The organism is Lysinibacillus sp. ZYM-1 (assembly GCF_001308875.1).
Lineage (GTDB): Bacteria > Bacillota > Bacilli > Bacillales_A > Planococcaceae > Lysinibacillus.
In genome coordinates, this window is the sequence record NZ_KQ465123.1 from 57,276 (window position 1) to 78,811 (window position 21,536).

At 37.7% G+C, this 21,536-nt stretch carries 17 protein-coding genes and 1 riboswitch; of the genes, 15 read left to right on the forward strand and 2 right to left on the reverse strand.

What is annotated here, in order from left to right; translation table 11 throughout:
• Positions 1-405 precede the first annotated feature (405 nt).
• The 5 genes from AO843_RS14930 (at position 406) to AO843_RS14950 (ending at position 5,487) form a co-directional block, all read left to right on the forward strand.
• On the forward strand, positions 406-1,089 hold the full coding sequence (locus tag AO843_RS14930) for a CAP domain-containing protein (protein WP_054611888.1): 684 nt from the start codon (positions 406-408) through the stop codon (positions 1,087-1,089).
• A 114-nt stretch (positions 1,090-1,203) separates the two neighbouring features.
• The gene (locus AO843_RS14935; protein ID WP_054611889.1) at positions 1,204-1,407 is read left to right on the forward strand and encodes a hypothetical protein; all 204 of its coding nucleotides are present in this window, start codon (positions 1,204-1,206) and stop codon (positions 1,405-1,407) included.
• Between the two features lie 555 nt (positions 1,408-1,962).
• The gene (locus AO843_RS14940; RefSeq protein ID WP_054611890.1) at positions 1,963-3,396 is read left to right on the forward strand and encodes a spore germination protein; all 1,434 of its coding nucleotides are present in this window, start codon (positions 1,963-1,965) and stop codon (positions 3,394-3,396) included.
• Complete coding sequence (locus AO843_RS14945; protein WP_054611891.1) at positions 3,393-4,421, forward strand: GerAB/ArcD/ProY family transporter; 1,029 nt, start codon at positions 3,393-3,395, stop codon at positions 4,419-4,421. Before AO843_RS14940 ends, AO843_RS14945 begins: the two co-directional genes overlap by 4 nt.
• The gene (locus AO843_RS14950) at positions 4,411-5,487 is read left to right on the forward strand and encodes a Ger(x)C family spore germination protein (RefSeq protein ID WP_054611892.1); all 1,077 of its coding nucleotides are present in this window, start codon (positions 4,411-4,413) and stop codon (positions 5,485-5,487) included. The genes AO843_RS14945 and AO843_RS14950 overlap by 11 nt, the downstream gene beginning before the upstream one ends.
• A 47-nt stretch (positions 5,488-5,534) precedes the next feature.
• Here AO843_RS14950 and AO843_RS14955 read toward each other — a convergent pair whose 3' ends face one another.
• On the reverse strand, positions 5,535-6,884 hold the full coding sequence (locus tag AO843_RS14955) for an MATE family efflux transporter (RefSeq protein ID WP_054611893.1): 1,350 nt from the start codon (positions 6,882-6,884) through the stop codon (positions 5,535-5,537).
• A gap of 170 nt (positions 6,885-7,054) precedes the next feature.
• On the opposite strand from AO843_RS14955, the gene AO843_RS14960 reads away from it, so the two are divergent.
• On the forward strand, positions 7,055-8,131 hold the full coding sequence (locus tag AO843_RS14960) for an undecaprenyldiphospho-muramoylpentapeptide beta-N-acetylglucosaminyltransferase (RefSeq protein ID WP_054611894.1): 1,077 nt from the start codon (positions 7,055-7,057) through the stop codon (positions 8,129-8,131).
• An 84-nt stretch (positions 8,132-8,215) separates the two neighbouring features.
• Here AO843_RS14960 and AO843_RS14965 read toward each other — a convergent pair whose 3' ends face one another.
• Complete coding sequence (locus AO843_RS14965) at positions 8,216-8,764, reverse strand: GNAT family N-acetyltransferase (RefSeq protein WP_054611895.1); 549 nt, start codon at positions 8,762-8,764, stop codon at positions 8,216-8,218.
• A 543-nt stretch (positions 8,765-9,307) separates the two neighbouring features.
• Between AO843_RS14965 and AO843_RS14970 the strand changes: the two genes are divergently transcribed.
• From AO843_RS14970 to AO843_RS15010, 9 genes are all read left to right on the forward strand, one after another.
• Positions 9,308-11,335, forward strand: a complete 2,028-nt coding sequence (locus AO843_RS14970; protein WP_054611896.1) for a diguanylate cyclase domain-containing protein — start codon at positions 9,308-9,310, stop codon at positions 11,333-11,335.
• A gap of 113 nt (positions 11,336-11,448) precedes the next feature.
• On the forward strand, positions 11,449-12,123 hold the full coding sequence (locus AO843_RS14975) for a response regulator transcription factor (RefSeq protein WP_054611897.1): 675 nt from the start codon (positions 11,449-11,451) through the stop codon (positions 12,121-12,123).
• The gene (locus tag AO843_RS14980) at positions 12,120-13,505 is read left to right on the forward strand and encodes a HAMP domain-containing sensor histidine kinase (protein ID WP_054611898.1); all 1,386 of its coding nucleotides are present in this window, start codon (positions 12,120-12,122) and stop codon (positions 13,503-13,505) included. The genes AO843_RS14975 and AO843_RS14980 overlap by 4 nt, the downstream gene beginning before the upstream one ends.
• Before the next feature lie 232 nt (positions 13,506-13,737).
• Complete coding sequence (locus tag AO843_RS14985; protein ID WP_054611899.1) at positions 13,738-16,563, forward strand: 2-oxoglutarate dehydrogenase E1 component; 2,826 nt, start codon at positions 13,738-13,740, stop codon at positions 16,561-16,563.
• Between the two features lie 91 nt (positions 16,564-16,654).
• Positions 16,655-17,917, forward strand: a complete 1,263-nt coding sequence (odhB, locus tag AO843_RS14990; RefSeq protein WP_054611900.1) for a 2-oxoglutarate dehydrogenase complex dihydrolipoyllysine-residue succinyltransferase — start codon at positions 16,655-16,657, stop codon at positions 17,915-17,917.
• 302 nt (positions 17,918-18,219) lie between these two features.
• Positions 18,220-18,406, forward strand: a riboswitch (Lysine riboswitch).
• Positions 18,407-18,523: 117 nt separating this feature from the next.
• The gene (locus AO843_RS14995; protein WP_054611901.1) at positions 18,524-19,381 is read left to right on the forward strand and encodes a transporter substrate-binding domain-containing protein; all 858 of its coding nucleotides are present in this window, start codon (positions 18,524-18,526) and stop codon (positions 19,379-19,381) included.
• Positions 19,382-19,551: 170 nt separating this feature from the next.
• The gene (locus tag AO843_RS15000; RefSeq protein WP_054611902.1) at positions 19,552-20,277 is read left to right on the forward strand and encodes an amino acid ABC transporter permease; all 726 of its coding nucleotides are present in this window, start codon (positions 19,552-19,554) and stop codon (positions 20,275-20,277) included.
• 12 nt (positions 20,278-20,289) lie between these two features.
• A complete protein-coding gene (locus tag AO843_RS15005) occupies positions 20,290-21,021 on the forward strand; it encodes an amino acid ABC transporter ATP-binding protein (RefSeq protein ID WP_054611903.1) in 732 nt (243 codons plus the stop codon).
• Between the two features lie 273 nt (positions 21,022-21,294).
• The gene (locus tag AO843_RS15010) at positions 21,295-21,492 is read left to right on the forward strand and encodes a DUF6501 family protein (RefSeq protein ID WP_054611904.1); all 198 of its coding nucleotides are present in this window, start codon (positions 21,295-21,297) and stop codon (positions 21,490-21,492) included.
• Positions 21,493-21,536: the final 44 nt, after the last annotated feature.

Consider the following 21,536-nt stretch of genomic DNA (forward strand, 5'->3'; position numbering starts at 1 on the left):
TGTGTAGATTTACGCAGGTTTTTTTATTTTTATGTAAAAGAAATGTAACGTGTTTGTAACATGTTTGTAATATTAAGTAGGTAAATAACCAATGAAACTAGTGATAGCACTATTCTTGCGGCTTTAGATAGGAAGGAATTGAACGAAACACTCATTGAATAACGCATGCATTTTATATTCAATTTCGAGGTGAATTTACGATAATATTTGCTAGATTTGAAGGGGTGTCAACCCTCTTTCAAACGTAAGTATTTCATAGATTGGATAAAGCTACTAAGAAATATAGTAAAAAAAACCCGATTTTTCGCGTATTTCTTTCCATGTTGGGACAGTTAGCAGATGTTGGTAAGATTTTAATGAAAATTATCCTTTACGATTAATGGCAGAGAAGGAGGAATTGCAAACATGAAAAAAACATTAACTGCAATTTGTGCAACATTTTTATTAGCAGCTCCAATTCAAATAGCTTCTGCTGCTACAAATACAACAGAGGGGAATTCAACACAGCAATCAACGAACTGTAAAGTTTATTATAAATGGTCTAACAATCATAAATGGAATATTCAGTTCCCACAGGCATCTACACCATCTAAAGAGACGCCTACAACAAATAATAATACGGTAACAACACCAAACAATAGTCAACCAACACCAAACGAAAAACCAGCAACACCACCAACTACTACTAAACCTTCAACAACAACTTCAGATGTGAACGCATTTGAACAAGAGGTAGTAAAATTAACAAATGCTGAACGTACAAAAGCTGGTTTAGCACCATTCCAAACAGATGCCAAATTAATGGCCGCTGCTCGTGAAAAATCACAAGACATGCAAAGTAAAAACTATTTCTCACATACAAGCCCAACATTCGGTTCACCATTTGATCGTATGAAAGCTCTAGGAATCACTTATAAAAGTGCAGGTGAAAACATTGCGCAAGGTCAACGTTCACCACAAGAAGTCGTACAAGCGTGGATGGACTCACCTGGTCACCGTGCCAACATCTTAAATGCGAAATTCACGCATATCGGTGTAGGTTATGTGAAATCAGGTAACTATTGGACACAACAATTCATTCAAAAATAAGATTGCAAGAACGAAAAATGTCCTATAAGTCTACTAGACTTATAGGACATTTTTTTATTATTGAATGAATGGTAATAGTTGATATAAAAAGGGGTTTATACAGTTGAATCAAACATGGCTATAGGTATTTTTATTGAATATAGTATGTTAAATGATCCACTCATTCAAAATGGCGATATTGTCATCGTTCCACTAATTGATCATGAACCTAAGCATATATCGCTAGGATGGGCTATTTCTGAGCATAAACATTTTTCAATTGCTCAAAAGGAGTTTATGAAATATTTGTTGCACGAATATCATAATTTAACAGTTTAACCGAATTTATCGTCCGCTTTTCCTTATGCTAGTTATAAAAATGGTTTTCAGGGAAGTAGTAAGTAAAAAGTAGGGCGAATTGTCATGGAGAAAAAAGTCGAATCTATTAAAATAACCAACAACTTACGTGATGGGCTTTGCGAAGTATCATCCTGTTATGGTGATGGAGAAATTGTTTTTTGAATTCGAAGATTTAAACAGATGGAGGCGGATTACAAACGATTAAAGAGGGAGTTTAAGGGAAATCGGTTAAGTTAGCGATTGAAAAAATACAGCATCCAGGACAATATCTAAGCTTGGAGTTTACGTATACTCGTAATTATTGAAAGTATGTCGATCTATTCAGCTATGAAGCATTCATTAATACGCCATGAAACCATTTAAATTATGTCTTAGATTGTACAGCCTATATAAGGATATCAAAACCCCTTTTAAAAAATAAATCTTCTGTAAGATGCCCCTACATATGGGCATCTTTTTTTGGCTATGAATCCAGCTATGACGCGTTTGAAATAAGCGAAAAATGCTTATACTCTTCAGTAGAGGAGGCGTTTTATGGATAGAGTGGAATATATGATGAAAAGCCTGCAAAAAGCATTCTACCATTCCTCTGATTTGACAGTCAGACAGGTAGATTGGCATGAAGGAAATACTGCTATTTTATGCTTTTACGCTTCTCTTGTAGATGCTAAGGAAGTGCAAAAAGTTCTAGATACAATTTATGCACGTTTAGATACAGCTAAACCTTTTTGGAGTGAAACATTAATTACGACATTAGAAAAATTTTCATTACCCCAAGCGATAGAACGAGTCTGTCAGGGGGAAACCATCGTTATTTTGCCTGACACAGGGAAAATGCTGACTCTTACCATTGTCAATGAAGTGCGTCGTAATCTAGAAGAACCGAATAACGAAAGTATTCTGCGTGGTTCACATGAAGGTCTTATTGAACGGGTGGATACCAATTTAGCGTTGATACGTAGGCGTGTCAATAATCCTGCATTGGTTGTGAAATCCTTTACGATTGGCCGACAAACGAAAACAAAGGCTTATTACCTTTATATGGAGGGGGTTATAAAGCCTGAGACTTTACAAGAGATGGAGAAGCGGATTGAAACTCTTCATATTGATTATTTTTATAGCACGGGCCAATTAAGTGATGCGTTAGAGGATTCTGTGTTATCTCCTTTTCCGCAATTGTTAAGTACGGAGCATCCTGATCGTGTAGTGGCCAATTTAGTAGAGGGTAAGGTCGTGGTGATGACGGATATTTCACCAACCGCATTCATTGGTCCTGTGACTTTTTTCTCTTTCTATCAAACGCCAGATGACTATAATGGTCGGGTTGTCGTCGGTTCTTTTTATAAAATCGTTCGTCTCCTGTCGTTTATAACCGCTGTTTTTTTACCTGCTTTTTATATTGCAATCATTAGCTTTCACTTTGAAGTGCTACCATTGGAATTAAGTAATCAAGTAAAAAATGACATTAATGATATTCCTTACCGACCACTGATTGAAGCGCTGATTCTAGAGATTATTATGGAATTAATTCGAGAATCGAGTATTCGATTACCGCAATCGGTAGGACAGACGATTGGAATAGTGGGGGGGTTAGTGATAGGGGATGCCATCGTAAGTGCGGGATTGGTATCCAATTTAATGGTCATTGTCGTTGCGTTAACGGCTATTTCCAGCTATGTTGTCCCATCGGTCGAATTAAATAGTACCATTCGCATGATACGTTTTCCGTTTATGGTACTTGCCTCCTTGTTTGGCTTTTTGGGAATCGTCGTTGGTGTTGTCATTTTACTTATCCATCTTATTAATTTAACGTCTTTGAAACAGCCTTATTTTTCGCCTATCATTCCTTTTCAACCTAAAGCTGTGATTAAAATTTTTTTACGTTGGCCGTTTTTCAAACCGACAGTGCAAGTCACATCTTTTCAATCGCCAAAGGATGAACAAGCCAAAAATGAGGATACACCATGAATGTTTCCTTAACAAAGGCGCAATTTTTTTTACTGTTATTTATTTTTCAAACAGGTGTTGTCTACATCGCCTTTCAAACACCATTAATTATTTATAGTAGAAATAGCTCGTGGTTGATATTTATTGTAGCGAGTGTGATTCATTATGGACTACTCCTATTTTTTGAACGTTATCATTCGTATTTCTATTTAAATGTTTTTTTTCGTTGGGTTTATCAAATCTATTGGCTGTTATTGACTGCTGTATTTATTGCCTATATGAGCTATGTTTTGGCATCGTGGGTATTGCCACAAACACCTGAGTGGATAGTTGTTGTTATTATTGTAGCATTATCTCTTTATGCCAACTTAAGTAGACCAGAAACCGCCATCAATATTGGTGTGATGCTGATACCTATCATTTTTCTATTTGTTATTTTTCTAATGCTAGCGATACCGGATTTAACGTGGAGTAATCTTTTTCCGATTGAATGGAAAAATACAAAACAAATAGGAGCTGGCTTGATTCATAGCATCTATGCTTACTTTGGGATCGAAATGTATCTTATTTACCGACCATTTTTACAAAAGGATTTACAAGTAAAAGGAAAGCCCTTATTGATCTATCAGCTGGTCATTTTCGTGTTTTATTTTATTTCAGTTCTTTTTACGCAAATGTTTTTCTCCGTGGATGAAATTAGCCTCATACCAGAGCCTATTATGTATATTTTAAAATCCCAGGAAGTTACATTTGTGAAGCGGCTTGATATTTTTTTCGTCTATATTTGGCTTTCTTGGTCCATTGTCACCATCATGATTTTTGGTCTATCTTTTCGCATACTTCATTTTATAAAACAAAAGAAGCATCCGACAAGGAGTATTATTGTGTATCATATTTTACTAGCCATCCTACCGCTCTTTGTCATTCATTTTCGAAGCATTGAATTTATCAAAAATTCCTTACACTACGTATTTATCTTCTTTACTTTCTTATTACCCATAGTCATTATCGGTTGGAATAAATGGAGGGGAAAAAGTGTATCGTAAAGAGCTTATGATTGTCATGGCGGTCTTGCTGCTAGCTGGCTGTTGGGATGAACGTCTTTATAAAAACTCTTCCGTTGTGACGCTCGTTGGGATAGAGGGCTATGTAGGCGCGTATAGAGGTTACTATGCCTATCCGACTACAGCAGCTCAGGAAACTGAAATTATCGAAGCGGAAGGGATATCGCCACGAGAAGTACGGACCAAAGCTAATTTAAAAGTGGAGCAGACACTTGATTTATCGGAGCTATCAACTATCCTAGTATCAGATCAAACTGCGAGGGAGCCCATTTATGACCTATTGGATATTTATTTTCGGAATCCCCAAAATCCTATATCAATCAAAATGGCGATCACAGAGGGGGATGTCAAACCGTTTGTGGATTTAACAAAAAATATTGCGAGTAGTGCAGGAGGCTATTACCAGCGATTTATCGAAAGTTCAGAGGATAATACCTATTTTCCTAAGATAGATTTACAAGCTGTTGGATCCATGCTATTTGATCAGACAATTGATATTGCTTTGCCTTATTTTCAGCTAAGTGAAGATAAAAAGCATGCGGTGGCAAGTGGCTTAGCTCTATTCTCAGGACCAACCTATACTGGCACAGTATTATCACCGGCACAATCCTTAATGATGTTGTTACTAATGAACCAAAATAGTAAAGCAGCACGCATGAGCTATTTATGGAAAAATGATGGAAAAGTCAATCCGATTACGGTAGATGTATTAAAAGTGAAGCGTAAGTGGACTGTCAATGAGGAATTACGAACAATAGACATGGCTTATACTATTGAGGTTGAGGTTGAAGAATTTGCAAATGATCATTTATATAAAAAAGAAATTTTTCAGGATGTACAACAAATGATAGAAGAGAAAGTGCAAGCTGAGTTTGAGGATGTTTTACGTATTCTTCAGAATCAGAAGTCCGATACATTGGGGATTGGTCGTCATATTCGAGCTTATCATCCAAAGATGTTTAAGGGAGATTGGCATGCTGAATTTGCCTCTTTGTTACTCAAACCGAAAGTGCAGGTAAAGATCATTCGAACGGGTGTTTTACGTTAAATAGAAAAAATCGCCTTTCCAACAACAATGGAAAAGGCGATTTTTTGTCATGCAACGGTCACTCTTTTTTGGACAAGCAGCAAGCGAATTAAAAGTGTAATTGCGCCAGTGGTTAATCCTGCAACAAGTCCAATCCAATACCCAAATGGTCCCAAATCAGTGTGGGTTGCAAGGAGATAACCAACAGGCAAGCCGATGACCCAGTAAGAAATGATCGCCATGATAAATGTGATCATCACGTCTTTATAACCTCTTAATGCTCCTTGTACAGGCGCTTGGATGGCATCAGATAGCTGGAAAATTGCTGCATAGACTAAAAATTGAACAGCATACTCGATTACCTTGCTATCTGTTGTATACATGTGGGCAACAGGTTCACGGAGGATAAAGAGAATACAAGCAGAAATAAAGCTAAACAAGATGGCAGTACCAACACAAAGATAACTATAGATGCGCGCATCTCGCATGCGACCGGCACCAATCTCAAAGCCTACTAATATCGTAACACCCATTGAAATACTTAGGGGCACCATATAAAGCAGGGAAGTGAAATTGATTGCAATTTGATGGGCTGCAATAATAGATGTGCTAAAATTACTCATCATCATTGTGACGGCCGAAAAAATACTTGTTTCTGCGAATAACGAAATGCCAATCGGCACACCAATCAGTAAAATTTCCTTCCATCGTAACCATGCCGGCTTAGGCCAATTGTGAAACATATGAAAGCGTTCAAAAGGCACTCGTTTGGCAATAATCCAAACGGTAATCAAGAAAATCAGCCAGTATGTAATTGCAGTAGCTAACCCTGCTCCAATTCCACCAAGCTCTGGTGCTCCGAATTTCCCGAAAATAAAGATGTAATTCAGTACGATATTAATTGGTGTTGTCATTAAGGTAATGATCATCGTGACACGTGTTTGGCCGAGTGCATCAATAAAACAACGCATGACAAAAAATAAAAATAGCGGTAAAAGGCCAGCACACATCGAATAGATGTAACCTTTTGCGATGTTATGTACAGGTGTTTCTAAACGCATATTGCTAAGAATCCAATCGATGCCAAAGAAGAGTCCAATGAAAATGATGATGGACAATGTAATGGCTACATAAATGCCTTGCTGAACAGTCTTTTTCGCATCCATTTCCTTTTTTGCCCCAACAAGCTGGGAGACGATCGGTGTAATGGCAAGGAGAATGCCAGATAGCCCTGTATATATCGGCATCCAGATAGAGGAACCGATCGATACGCCGGCTAAATCAGCCGTCCCATAGCGACTAGACATTAAAACATCAAAAAATGAAACAAGGTAGATGGCTACTTGTGTCACTAAAATAGGGATGATCATTTTTAAAAGAAGTGCGTATTTTTCTTTCAGTGTGGATGTTTGATACATGTATGATACTTCCTTCATTAACATAATGAACAAGTATAGCATATGTAAAGAGAGAAAAGCTGAAATTTTATGGCTTCATCTATATCTTTTCGTCGGCATATAGTAAAATAGAACACTGTAAACAAAAAGTAGTCTAACTACAATGGTTTTTAAGGAATAGGAGAATTCATGTGAAACAACAAACAATCATTTTAACCGGTGGTGGGACAGCTGGCCATGTATCGTTAAACCAAGCGATACTCCCGTCTTTACTTGAACTAGGTTATGATGTCCACTATATTGGCTCAGAACAAGGTATTGAAAAAGAATTAATTGGCGAGGCATTCCCTAATGTCCCATTTTATGGCATTGCGAGTGGTAAACTGCGTCGTTACTTTTCGATGAAAAATTTTACAGACCCATTTAAAGTGCTTGCTGGAATGATGCAGGCTTTTCGTATTATTAAAAAAGTAAAGCCTCAGGTTGTATTTTCAAAAGGGGGCTTCGTCTCTGTCCCTGTTGTCATGGCAGCCAAACTTGCAGGTGTCCCGGTTGTCATCCATGAGTCAGATGTGACACCAGGGCTTGCCAATAAAATTGCCCTACCTTTTGCCTCTCATGTGTTCACCATTTTTGAAGAAACGCTGAAGCATCTACCAAAAGAAAAAGCAACCTGCACAGGTTCCATTATTCGTCCTGAATTGTTGCAAGGGGAAAGAGCAAAGGGGTTAGCTTACTGTGGTTTCACGACATTAAAACCTGTTTTACTAGTGATGGGTGGCAGTCTAGGCTCGGTTGTTCTGAATGATGCCCTCCGAAAAAATTTACCCGAGCTGTTAAAACAGTTTTACATTATTCATTTATGTGGGAAAGGGAACTATGATCAATCGTTAGAGTCAATGTCTGGCTACAAGCAATTTGAGTATGTCACGACAGAGCTGCCTGATTTAATGCATGCAGCAGACTTCATCGTGTCTCGAGCGGGGTCAAACTCGATCTTTGAATTTTTGGCACTTCATAAACCAATGCTTTTGGTGCCTTTATCTGCCCAAAAAAGCCGTGGTGATCAAATCTTGAATGCTAATTTATTTAAAAAACAGGGCTATGCAGAAGTGTTACAAGAAGAAGCATTAACGAAGGAATCCTTTATGAAGTCTGTTTATACATTAACAGAGCGTAAAGTGGAAATGGTTGAAACGATGTCCAAAACACAAAAACCAAAAACACCTGACGAGATGGCGTCATTAATTTTACACTATCAAAAATAAAGACAATATAAAAAAGCAAAAAGCTATGAGGGATGTCGATGACGATAACACCTCATAGCTTCTTTTCTTCTTATTAAAGTATCCTTACATTGCTTGCTCTTCGCCTTCTTGCATTTGATACGCAGTTGTTAAATAGAATAAATCTTTTGGAATTTTAAATAAAGTAAATTGTGCCTTACCGCTATTGACTTGTGCTAACAAAGTTGGATGACTTTCATTGGCACTCACGACATAGGGTAGCTTTAATGCAGCACGCTGTGATTTTATATTTTCAACACGAATACGGAGGAATACCGTATGGAAATTGTAGTCAAAAAATAACTCGTTCAAAAAAAGCATTTTCGCTTTTTGATTATAGCCTTTTCCTTGGTAAGGGAGTCCAATCCACGTTCCTAAAAAGCCTGCACCGTCTTCAACATCGTGTATACTAATGGTGCCGATTGGTTGACCCCAGTCATCAGTGATGGTCCTCGAGATAGCGAGTCCTCTCGCCTCCTCTTCGATCAGTTGCTTTGTCATAAACCAATATTCATCAGCGGATGTGGCTTTCTGACGGACAAAAGGGAATACAGAAGGGTGTGATAATAGCTCATAAAGCTCTGTACATTCATGCAGGTCTCGATGTTTAAGCATACGAAACGCCTCCTTTACTAGGGTAGTTAAAACAATTCCGTTGAAGCATAAAGAAGAAAACTAAATTTCGTACTGGAATTAAAACCCAAAGAACTAGACGTTATAACTATGAAATTCCATAATCTCCCGCTGTCTTACTGATTTCGACCATACCGAAAAAAGACTAGTTTTTTAAATATAATATAACATACGAGCTGTTTGATGCAATCATTTTGCTCGTAAAAACCAAAATTTTAAGTTTAATAGTCAGTAAATTCTGATAAATGAATAGAAATGGCTCATTTATTTGACCATGTTTCATGTTAAGTCGATTCTATCACTTTTATCTAGAATTAATCATTTTTCTACATCTTTAGTAGTATTTAGTTTTGTTTTAATAGACAAAATATCAAAAAATACCCTTAAAAGGATATAATTTATCGAATTCTAAAAAGGTAATTTTTTATTTTTATGTTATAATAGTAGTATTAGTTTTAACGTATAATTAAGCATATACATAGCATTTTTTATAATGATGGTAATGGCTTTTCTGGGGGTGACAGTATGGATTATCTTTTAAGCGATGATTTCTTTAATCAATTATTTATTGGCAATGATTTTGTTTTTCTTATGAAAAAAGTAGAGGAAGATTTTCAATATATTCGCTTAAACCATGCAGCTCGAGAACTGTTATCGCTCGAGGCGATTGGAAAAATGCTTTCTGCCGTAACTTCGAAGCGAAATTTTTCGATCATTCAGAAAAACTATCTACATGCAATTGCAGAACATAATCAGGTTGACTATGTAGATTATGCATATGTGCAGTCGGAGGTTCGTAAATACGAAACAACCGTACGGCCATTGCACTTTAACAAGGAAGACTATGTTTTAGCAATTACCAAGGAAATTCATTATGATCGTAGTATTGAAGATAAATTTTTGTTTATGCGGTCGATGTTCGATCATGCCTTTTTTTCGACCGTCGTGTTATCAGCTGAAGGTATGATATATGAAGTGAATTCAAGCTTTATGGAAAATTTTCAATTAGATAATGAAACCGTCAAACAAAAAATGTTTATTGATTTACCGATTGTGCCTAAAGAAGAAGTACAGCAAATTAAGATGTGCTTACAAAAAGCCGCAAGAGGAGAAAACGTTGATGAAAAGTTTGTAAAATTACTTACGTTGGACCAACAAGAACGCATGTATTTACTGTCACTATCACCTGTTATGCAGGAGGATAATTCCTTTGCTATCTTTCTTATTATGCAGGATTTCACACAGTTCACCTTGCAAAAGGCAGAGCTGCGTTCAAAATCCCACGGTCTTGAAGTGTTTAAGTCGGCATTAAATTCAGCTACAGCCATTGCTGTTTTAGATAGTGCAGGCAATATTTTAGAAGTGAGCGAGATGTTTTTACAAGCTTCAGGCTACACTGCAGAGGAATTGATTGGTCAGCCCTATGCGTTACTTGAGCCACGCTATCAAACACAAAGTTTTTTACAATTAATCAATGACAATCTTGCTGCTGGGGAGATCTGGCGAGGAGAGCTGTGCTATCGCACGAAATATCATGCAGATTATTGGGTGGAGGCGACCATTGTTCCATTAAAAAATGAGTTCGGTCAGATTGAACAAATTTTAACCATTAACTATGATATTACAGACAAGAATAGAATGTTCACAGAATTAAAAAATATTGAACGAACTTTCCGCTTAATTACGGAAAATACAAATGATTTAATCGTGATTACCAATGAAGATGGCATCATTATTTATGCCTCGCCTTCCTATGGAATATACTTAGGCTATGAAAATGTGGAGCTGCAAGGTCAGTTTTATAGTGCCATTATCGATAGAGAAAGCCAACACGAATGGCAAACATTTTTAAATAATTTTACTGGTCAGACTGATAAGCAGTTCGAGCTATTGCTTAAGGCGAAGGACGGCACACCCATTTGGACAGAAGGTAATGTCACAGTGGTGCATGACCCCGATCGAGAAAAAGTTTCTCAAATTATGATGGTGTCCCGTGAAATTACTCATCGCAAAGAAAGAGAAAATGATTTGCTTTATCTGGCTTATCATGATTCTTTAACACAACTACCTAATCGACGTTATTTACAAAAAGAATTTCCTAAAATATTAGCGGAAGCCAACGAAAATCATACTAGTGTGGCGTTGCTTTTTTTAGATGGTGATGATTTTAAAGAGGTAAATGACCGCTTTGGTCATGATACAGGGGATGCCTTTATCCAGCACTTTGGTCAGGCTTTGAGCAATACCGTTAGAAGTCATGATATCGTTATTCGAATAGGGGGCGACGAATTTCTTGTCATCTTAACAGGTTTAACGAGAGAGATCGAAAAAAGACATAGCCAAATTATGCATATTATTCGTCGCATTCGGGATGAATTAACAGCAGGCTGGATGATTGAGGATCATCTGTTCACACCTACTGCTTCGATAGGAATTTCTTATTATCCAGATCATGCCCAAACATTGAATGAATTAATGGATTTAGCTGATCAAGCTTTATATAAATCAAAAGAATCTGGAAAAAATAATCTCTATATTTCAGAAGCTCACTAAAAAAGTCTGTCCACAAGTTATTCCTTGTGAGACAGACTTTTTATTTGGTGTTATGCTATAACAGTATAGGGATAAAAATCCTACATCGTTATTTCGGAATAGAAGGTGATTATATGCCTAAGAAAATATTGTTAGTGGAAGATGAAAAGCATATCGCTCGTTTTGTCGAGCTAGAATTACAGCATGAAGGTTACGAAGTGACAGTAGCCTTTGAAGGTCGTGAAGGTCTATCCTTGGCAACAACTGAACAATTTGATGTGCTTTTATTAGATGTGATGTTACCGGGTATCAATGGGATTGAAATTTGTCGGCGTGTTAGGACGCAATCTCAGGTGCCGATTATTTTAATCACGGCAAGAGATGCTGTCATGGACCGTGTGGCAGGCTTAGACGCAGGGGCAGATGACTATATTGTCAAGCCGTTTGCAATTGAAGAATTATTGGCTAGAATCCGAACGATTTTACGTCGTGCAACACCAGAGTCAGCAAACAGTGAATCCTTGCGCTTACGTGATATCGAGATAGATGTTGCAGCCTATGAAGTTTTCGTTCAAGGGAATAAACTCGACTTAACAAAGACAGAATATGATTTACTGAAACTATTAATCGAGCACAAAAATAGAGTTTGTACGCGTGAGCATATTTTAACATCCGTATGGGGCTACGATACAGATATTGAGACCAATGTGGTAGATGTGTATATACGTCATTTACGGACCAAGCTCCCAGGGGATATGAATGCCTATATTGAAACGGTGCGAGGAGTTGGGTATGTGATGCGGGAATGAACAAGTTAAAAACGTATTTTCGCCATCAATCTCTGCAGAAAAAATGGATGCTTACCTCAAGCAGTGTGATTTTCTTTAGCTATACGATTATTTGCGTAGTTGTATATATTTCCCTTCATACTTGGCTATTAAATGATGAAGAAAGTAAAGTTGAACGTACTAGTAGGGATATTATTTCATTTTTACAATCACAGGGACCCGATATTACCATCCAACAAATTCAACAAAATACTGGTTTACTCAAATCGATTGTTGATCGTGATGAAACTGTTAGAATGTTTAATGCAGATGGCGTGGATATTTTGCGTATCAATAATACTTCAGCTGCCGCACCACTTAGCTCAATGCAGGAGATTTTTGAGACGACTATTGACAAGCAGGATGTGCTAGTAATTAACGAACCAATTCGCCTAGGCTTTTTCCAAGGGTATATCCAAGTTGTACATCCGCTCACTGGTTTCCAATCGTTAATGCACTATCTATTAACAGCGATGCTCATCGCAGGTCTTGGGGCATTGGTGTTATCAGGCTCCATTGGGTATTATCTAGCGAATTATTTAATGAAACCATTGCATGAATTACGTGCATCCATGAAAATGGTGATGGATCAAGGCTTTAATGAGCCCATTCAGCTAACTTACACGTCTCACGATGAGATTGGCGATCTATTGAAAATGTACAATGCTATGATGAATGAGCTGCAAATTTCTTTTACACAGCAACAACAATTTGTCGCAGATGCTTCTCATGAGCTACGTACGCCAATCCAAGCAATCGAGGGACATCTTTCCCTGTTAAAAAGATGGGGCAAGAATGATCCAGCTATTTTAGAGGAATCTATTGATACATCATTAACAGAAATTGCCCGAATGCGTAAAATGATCGAGGAATTATTAGAGCTTGCAAGACGTGAGGAAAAAGATGAAACGAGTGAGGCGAATGCAATAGCGGTGATCCAAGCTGTTATGGATGAGATGGGACTTGTACACCCGAAAGCGCGAATAACGCTGTCGAAAAATGGAGAAATAGGTCCTTTATTTATTACCGAAAATGCACTAAGTCAAATCATTCGTAATATAATAGAGAATGCAATTCGTTATTGTGAAAAAATTCCTGAGATACAAATTTCTATTTCTGTTGCTGGAAATTATGCATGTTTAGAAATTGCTGATAATGGTATAGGAATAGCAAAAGACAATATCCCTTTTATATTTGATCGTTTTTATCGAGTGGATGAGGCAAGAAACCGTCAAATCGGTGGAACTGGCTTAGGGCTGAGTATTTCGAAGATGCTCCTAGAAAAATACAATGCAACGGTAGAAGTCAAGAGTGAGGTTAATATTGGAACCGTTTTCTCGTTGAATATCCCGCTAAAATATTAAGAAAAATGCACGCTTTATTTCATAATTTCATCCTTTGCGAAAAAAATTGCTTAATTTGCTAAAAAGAGTTGTATTTTTTGTGAAGAGTAGTAAGATTGAGATGGAAAAAACGTTCTTTAAAATATGGAAAAGTAGTGTGAAACATTCTTTTAAAGAACGGCTAAATATTATATAATTAATTGCAATTTAATTAATGGAACTGCCGAAAGGCAAAATTTGGAGGTCATTTTTCATGTCGAACAACGTTACAACTGTAAGTTCTCCATGGTCAGCTTTCTCTGGTCCTAACCTAGGATATGTGATGGAGCAATACGACTTATTCTTACAGTCTCCTGAAGAAGTAGAACCGGAGTTAGTTTCTTTATTCCAACAATTTGGTGCACCAGTAGTAGTAGAAGGTGAAGTAGCTGTAGCTAGTCATACAGCAGCGGCTCCTGCTGGCGATTACAAAAAAGTATTAGCCGCTGTGAAATTAGCTGACGCAATCCGTTCACACGGTCATTTAGCGGCAGATATTTATCCTCTGAAAAACCGTGAACTACAAACAGCTCAAATTGAAGAAAGTGCGTTCAACTTAAGCGCTGCAGATTTAGCTGAAATTCCTGCAGCAATCTTCTTCAAAGATGTGCCAGCAAACGTGAAAAATGGTAAGGATGCAATCGACTATTTAAAAGCTATTTATACAAATAAAGTAGCATTTGAATATGAACACGTAGTATCTACAGAAGAACGTGATTGGATTCAAGCACAAATTGAATCAGGCTCTTTCCAACAAGCATTATCTTCTGATGAAAAGAAAGCCTTATTAGATCGTTTAACACGTGTTGAAAATTTCGAGAAATTTATCCATAAAACATTTGTAGGACAAAAGCGTTTCTCTGGTGAGGGCTTAGATACGCAAATCGTACTATTTGATGAAATCATTAAAACTGCAGAAGCGGTAAATGTTGAAAATGTGCGTATTGGTATGGCACACCGCGGTCGTTTAAATGTTTTAACACATATTTTAAATAAACCTTATGACATGATGTTCTCTGACTTTGCTCATGTATCAAATGATTTATTTATGCCGGAAAATGGCCGCCTTGAAATTACAAAAGGTTGGACAGGTGATGTGAAATACCATATGGGTGCTTCATACAACCGTGAATCTGGTATGAATGTGAAACTTGCTTACAACCCTTCTCACTTAGAAGTTGGCAATCCAGTTGTACTAGGTGCTACTCGTGCATCACAAGATGATACTTCAAAACCAGGTCAAGCGGTTCATAATCGCACAAAAGGCTTAGGAATTCTTGTGCATGGTGATGCAGCATTCCCAGGTCAAGGGATTGTGACTGAAGTCTTAAACTTCGCTAAAACAGAAGGCTTTACAACAGGTGGTACAATTCACATTATTGCGAATAATATGATTGGTTTCACGACTGAACAATATGATTCTCGTTCTTCTGTCTACTCTTCTGACCCAGCAAAAGGGTATGAAGTACCAGTAGTACATGTGAATGCAGATAGCCCTGAAGCAGTGGCAACAGTAGGTCGTTTTGCAGCTAATTACCGTCAAAAATTTGGTAAAGATATTGTTGTTGATTTAGTTGGTTACCGCCGTCATGGTCATAATGAAACAGATGATCCAACGGTTACAAACCCAGAAACGTATAAATTAGTAGTTAAACACGAAACTGTGCGTGCGTTATATGGTGCACAACTAGTAACAGAAGGTCTTGTATCAGCTGACGATGTGGCTGCTTTAGATACAGCTATTTATGCAGAAATGCAAGCTGCTTATGATCATGTAAAAGAAATGGCTGCGAAAGATGAACATCTTCATTTAGAAATGCCAGAGGAATTAAAAATAGAATTCCCACAAATGGATACAGCAGTTGGTGCAGAACGTTTAGGTAATATCAATGAAGAGCTTTTAGTGTTTGAAGAAAACTTCGAGCCACAGAAAAAGCTTGGTAAAATTTTAGAAAAACGTCGTGATGCATTTGCATCTGCAAAAATCGACTGGGGTCATGCGGAAACTTTAGCTTATGCAACAATTATCCAAGATGGCACACCAGTACGTTTCACAGGTCAAGATGCACAACGTGGTACATTCTCACAACGTCACTTAGTGCTTCATGATAAAAACAATGGCAATGTCTTTACACCACTTCACCATATTACAGGTGCAAGTGCATCCTTTACAGTACACAATTCACCACTGACTGAAGCAGGGGTAGTTGGCTTTGAGTATGGTTACAACCTAGAAAACGGCCATGTGTTAACAGTTTGGGAAGCACAATTTGGTGACTTTGCGAATATGGCACAAGTGATGTTTGATAACTTTATTTCAGGGGCACGCTCTAAATGGGGTCAAAAATCTGGCATGGTTATTCTATTGCCACATGGTTATGAAGGCCAAGGTCCAGAGCACTCTTCTAGCCGTATGGAACGTTATTTACAAATGTCTGCAGAAAATAACTGGTTTGTAGCAAACTGCTCGAATGCAGGTAACTACTATCACTTATTACGCCGTCAAGCAGCGTTATTAGGCACTGAAGGTGTACGTCCACTTGTAGTCGTATCACCAAAATCATTATTGCGTCACCCATTAGCGGCTGCTAATGCTGAGCAATTAGCAAATGGTTCATTCCAAGAAGTGATTGAACAACCGGGCTTAGGTACAAAACCAGAAGCTGTAGAACGCATCGTTTTAGGTACAGGTAAAGTAATGATCGACTTAGCAGAACGTGTGAAAGACGGAGAAGGCTTCGATCACCTACACATTGTTCGTGTAGAACAACTTTACCCATTCCCAAAAGAGCAAGTTGCTGGTATTATTGCTAAGTATCCTAATACTAAAGAAATCGTTTGGGTACAAGAAGAACCTAAAAACCAAGGCTCATGGAATTATGCATTAGAAACATTATATGAACTTGCAGAAGGTAAAAAGCTTCGCTATGTAGGTCGTCCTGCAATGAGCTCAACTTCTGAAGGGGATGCAGATTCTCATAAAGCAGCACAATCATCTCTTATTGAAGAAGCTGTTGCTGAGCCAGTAAAGGTTAAATAATCACATATAAATATTGAAAGCGGGGCTACTTGCCCTCAAGCAGTAGCCCTTTTATGTGCGTCATGCACGTTAATCAAAGGAGGAAATGAAAGTGGCTGAAATTAAAGTCCCTGAATTAGCAGAATCGATTACAGAAGGTAGTATCGCACAGTGGGTAAAAAAAGTGGGCGATCGCGTTGAAAAAGGTGAATTCATCGTTGAACTTGAAACAGATAAAGTAAACGCGGAGATCATTTCTGAAGAAGCAGGTGTATTAACACAAATTTTAGCTGAAGAAGGCGATACAGTACTAGTTGGTCAAGTTATCGCGATCGTAGAAGCAGGAGAAGGCGCAGCACCTGCACCAGCAGCGGCGGCACCAGATGAAGCAGCTCCAGCTCCAGCAGCACCACAAGCGGCACCTGCACCAGTTGCAGCAGCTCCTGTAGTAGAAGAAACTTCTGGTGAGCGTGTTATCGCATCTCCAGCGGCACGTCGACTTGCACGTGAAAAAGGCATTGACCTTGCAGCAGTATCTCCAGTAGATCCACAAGGCCGTGTTCGTGTACAAGACGTAGCAGCTCATGGAACTGCACCAGCAGTAGCACCAGTAGCAGCACCTACACAAGTAGCAACAACAGGTGGCCCAGTTGTATTCACACCAGCAGCTAATTCTGACCGTGTAACAATTGAAAAAATGAGCCGTCGTCGTCAAACAATTGCAAAACGTTTATTAGAAGTTAAACAATCAACAGCAATGTTAACAACATTCAACGAAATTGACATGACAAACATCATGGCACTTCGTAAACGTAAACAAGAAGAGTTTGTGAAAGCAAACGACATCAAACTTGGTTTCATGTCATTCTTCACAAAAGCTGTTGTTGCAGCACTGAAAAAATACCCATACGTAAACGCTCAAATCGTTGGCGATGAATTACATTTAAATAACTTCTTTGATATCGGTATTGCTGTATCAACTGAAGAAGGTTTAGTAGTACCAGTTGTACGCGATGCAAACAGCAAAAACTTCGCAGAAATCGAAAAAGATATCGCTAACTTAGCGAATAAAGCTCGTGAGAAAAAACTAGGCTTAAATGACATGGCTGGTGGATCATTCACAATCACAAACGGTGGTGTATTCGGTTCATTAATGTCAACACCAATTATGAACGGTACGCAAGCTGGTATTTTAGGTATGCACTCAATTGTTAACCGTCCAGTTGCAGTAAATGGTGAAGTTCAAATCCGTCCAATGATGTATGTAGCACTTTCTTACGATCACCGTATCATCGATGGAAAAGATTCTGTAGGATTCTTAAAAACAGTTAAAGAATTAATCGAAAATCCTGAAGATTTATTATTAAATTCATAATTCCTTTAAACCCTGCGAACTTTGTTCCGCAGGGTTTTTTCTTGGTCTCCAATATTATAAAAGTCATGAGAAATTTCAGGTTTCTGCATCTTTTTTCTTAGAGTAAATCCTTTTCGTGATAATAATTTGTTGCTTTTTTCAGATATATTGATAAAAGTGCATAGTTTTATAATGGTTAGAGAATGCATAGTACCCTAATATTGTAATTAGTCAGAAAAATGATAAAACTCTCTTGACGAACATACTAGTTTTATAGTAGTATCTAAATATCAATTAAATAAACAAACCTCACTAACAATTAACAGTGAGGTAGAGGCGCGGTATTTATTAGTTCATTGTTGAGTTCAAGCAAGCGAAGACGCAATGAAGAAGGAAATATCGCCGAAGTATAAAAGGAGCTCGTACTTTTATGCTGGGTCTGCAGTGAATAAGTGCAGGACTGTCCTAGTTAATTCGTTTCCAGATTTACTAGGTTGTGCTATCTCGGAATATGGAAATTATAGTGAGGATTTGGGCAACTGTCATAAAAGGTAAGACCTAAGTTCAAATACTTAGGTCTTTTTTAGTACAGTTGTCTTATTTTTTTACAGAAAAGGGGAGTTTTTCATGAAAAGAAAATGGTTGTTAGTAATGATCTCTATCATGACGGCAATAGTGTTAACAGCGTGTGGCACTAGCGACAAAAAAGAAGGCGGTTCAGGTGATGCTGGCGCAGATAAGGAAGAAGGCGGCGGTGAATTCCGAATTGGAATGGAGGCTGGCTATCCACCATTCAACTGGACACAGCAAAATGATGCAAATGGCGCAGTGAAAATTGCCGATAATGCAGAGTATGCAGGTGGTTACGATGTACAGATGGCGAAGAAAATCGCGGAAGGCTTAGGCAAGGAGTTAGTCATTGTCAAAATGGAATGGGACGGATTAGTACCAGCCCTACAATCCAATAAAATTGATGCCATTATCGCAGGTATGTCTCCAACAGAAGAACGTAAGAAAACAATTGATTTTACAGAAAACTACTATACTTCAGATTTTGTAATGGTTATTAAAAAAGGTAACAAATATGAAGGAGCCAAATCGATTCAAGATTTCTCTGGTGCTAAAATTACATCACAATTAAATACATCCAACTATAATGTGATTGATCAAATTAAAGGTGTAGAAAAACAAACAGCAATGGAAAGCTTCCCAGCTATGCGTGTAGCTTTAGAAGCAGGCAAAATTGATGGTTATGTAGCAGAGCGTCCTGAAGGTATTTCCGCTGCTGCTGCCAACGATAAGTTCACATATGTAGCATTTGAAGAGGGCTTTGATACGGATCTTTCAAATACTTCGATTGCTGTAGGCTTACGTAAAAACGATGCTAATCTTGAAAAAATCAATGAAATCCTAAAAGGCATTTCTGAAGATGATCGTCAAACAATTATGGAAGAAGCAATTTCTCAGCAACCAGCAGCACAATAACAAGATGGCACGGACTAGTTGCTGGTCCGTGCACTATCATTTCATCATTATCAAAATGAGAACCTCTCGACATAATGATAATGTCCTAGCGAAATAAATCATAGAATAGTAGAAAGAGCTAGGACACGAAAGGAAAAAGCAAGCAACATGACATTGTTAGGAGGAACATCATGAGTCTTGAATGGATACTTTCAATTATTGAAAACAACTGGCAAATGTTTTTACGAGGTGCGTATTATACGTTACTGATTTCGATCATAAGTACAATTATTGGTGCATTTATCGGATTTTTCATCGGAATTATGCATACGATTCCAGTTCGTAAAAAAGGTGTGAAATTTTATAGCTTAAAGCTCATTAATTTTATACTCACATGCTATGTTGAATTTTTCCGTGGTACACCAATGATTGTACAGGCTATGGTTGTCTATTACGGATTAGATATTGCATTTGGCATTGACATGCACTTTATCACAGCGGGTATTTTAGTCGTTTCACTTAATACGGGTGCTTATATGACAGAAATTGTTCGTGGTGGTATTGTATCAATCGATAATGGGCAATACGAGGCGGCATCAGCCATCGGTATGAATCACTTCCAGATCATGCTTCATGTGGTTTTACCACAAGTCGCGCGTAACGTATTACCTGCAACAGGTAACCAATTAATTATGAATATTAAAGATACAGCCGTTTTAAATGTTATTGGTGTAACGGAATTATTCTTCCAAACAAAATCGATTTCCGGTAACAACTTCCGTTATTTTGAATCATTCTTTGTAGCATGTGTTCTTTATTTCATTATGACATTTACTGCATCGCGTATCCTTCTATATGTTGAAAGACGTTTAGATGGACCAGATGCCTATCAAAAAGAACAAAAAGAAGTAGTATAGGGGGACGCACAAATGGCAGTGATTAAAATTGAGCATTTAAGTAAATCATTTGGACGTAACCAAGTGTTAAAAGATGTTAATTTTCAGGTGGAAAAAGGGGAAGTCGTTTGTTTAATTGGTTCCTCTGGTTCAGGCAAATCCACTTTACTTCGTTGCATTAATTTATTAGAAACGCCAAGTGGTGGGCAAATTATTTATCAAGGGGAAGACATCTTAGATGAAAAGCACAATATCCAAGAATATCGTACACATTTAGGAATGGTATTCCAACAGTTCAATTTATTTAATAACCACAATGTCTTAAATAATTGTACAGTGGGTCAAATAAAAGTTTTAAAGCGCTCGAAGAAGGAAGCAGAAGAAACGGCACTTAAATATTTAAAAATCGTAGGCATGGATCAATACGTGAACGCAAAGCCTCGACAACTTTCAGGGGGACAAAAACAACGCGTAGCCATCGCGCGAGCATTATCGATGAATCCAGAAGTGATGCTCTTTGATGAACCTACATCAGCACTAGACCCTGAAATGGTGGGTGAGGTATTGAAAGTCATGCGTCAATTAGCCGATGCAGGTAATACGATGTTGATTGTGACCCATGAGATGGAATTTGCCAAAGAAGTGGCAGATCGCGTGGTCTTTATGGATAAAGGCGTGATTGTCGAAGAAGGCCCACCATCTCAAGTATTAGTAAACCCTCAACATGATCGGACGAAAGAGTTTTTAAAACGAACATTAAAGTAAGTGGCAATAAATATAAAAAAGTGAGTCCTTCTGTTTGGACTCACTTACTTTCTAGAATTCCACTCTGCATAAAGTACAAAGCAGATTACAAATGCTACAGCAATAATAAAAAACCATTGCGGTACACCACCAAAGCTCATCATAACACCTCAAATGTAAATTTTTTTGGATAGAATAGGTATTGTATTTCTTTTTTCTCCACAAATGCCTAAAAATATTATAAAATAAGCATTAGACATTAGCTTTATGCTAGTAAAGAGAGGTAGAGAAAATATGTTACATTTAAAATGGAAAGATGCGCCAACATTACGAACAGTGACCTGCAAACATACAAATGCATCAAAATACTTAGTTTCAAACGTTTTAACAGTTGGAAAAGAATATGAAGTGAAAAATGAAACAGAAGAGTTCATTTTTATCATCGATAACACAGGTAATGTCGGCGGTTATTATAAAGAATATTTTGCATAAAAGAAGACAGGGTGGTTCAGAAAGCTTTCTGAGCCACCCATTTT

Bases quoted from the DNA above. Each gene is read 5' to 3' on its own strand.
- AO843_RS14930 (WP_054611888.1), top strand. From the start codon at position 406: ATGAAAAAAACATTAACTGCAATTTGTGCAACATTTTTATTAGCAGCT.
- AO843_RS14935 (WP_054611889.1), top strand. From the start codon at position 1,204: ATGGCTATAGGTATTTTTATTGAATATAGTATGTTAAATGATCCACTC.
- AO843_RS14940 (WP_054611890.1), top strand. From the start codon at position 1,963: ATGGATAGAGTGGAATATATGATGAAAAGCCTGCAAAAAGCATTCTAC.
- AO843_RS14945 (WP_054611891.1), top strand. From the start codon at position 3,393: ATGAATGTTTCCTTAACAAAGGCGCAATTTTTTTTACTGTTATTTATT.
- AO843_RS14955 (WP_054611893.1), bottom strand. From the start codon at position 6,884: ATGTATCAAACATCCACACTGAAAGAAAAATACGCACTTCTTTTAAAA.
- AO843_RS14965 (WP_054611895.1), bottom strand. From the start codon at position 8,764: ATGCTTAAACATCGAGACCTGCATGAATGTACAGAGCTTTATGAGCTA.
- AO843_RS14970 (WP_054611896.1), top strand. From the start codon at position 9,308: ATGGATTATCTTTTAAGCGATGATTTCTTTAATCAATTATTTATTGGC.
- AO843_RS14975 (WP_054611897.1), top strand. From the start codon at position 11,449: ATGCCTAAGAAAATATTGTTAGTGGAAGATGAAAAGCATATCGCTCGT.
- AO843_RS14980 (WP_054611898.1), top strand. From the start codon at position 12,120: ATGAACAAGTTAAAAACGTATTTTCGCCATCAATCTCTGCAGAAAAAA.
- AO843_RS14985 (WP_054611899.1), top strand. From the start codon at position 13,738: ATGTCGAACAACGTTACAACTGTAAGTTCTCCATGGTCAGCTTTCTCT.
- AO843_RS14995 (WP_054611901.1), top strand. From the start codon at position 18,524: ATGAAAAGAAAATGGTTGTTAGTAATGATCTCTATCATGACGGCAATA.
- AO843_RS15000 (WP_054611902.1), top strand. From the start codon at position 19,552: ATGAGTCTTGAATGGATACTTTCAATTATTGAAAACAACTGGCAAATG.
- AO843_RS15005 (WP_054611903.1), top strand. From the start codon at position 20,290: ATGGCAGTGATTAAAATTGAGCATTTAAGTAAATCATTTGGACGTAAC.
- AO843_RS15010 (WP_054611904.1), top strand. From the start codon at position 21,295: ATGTTACATTTAAAATGGAAAGATGCGCCAACATTACGAACAGTGACC.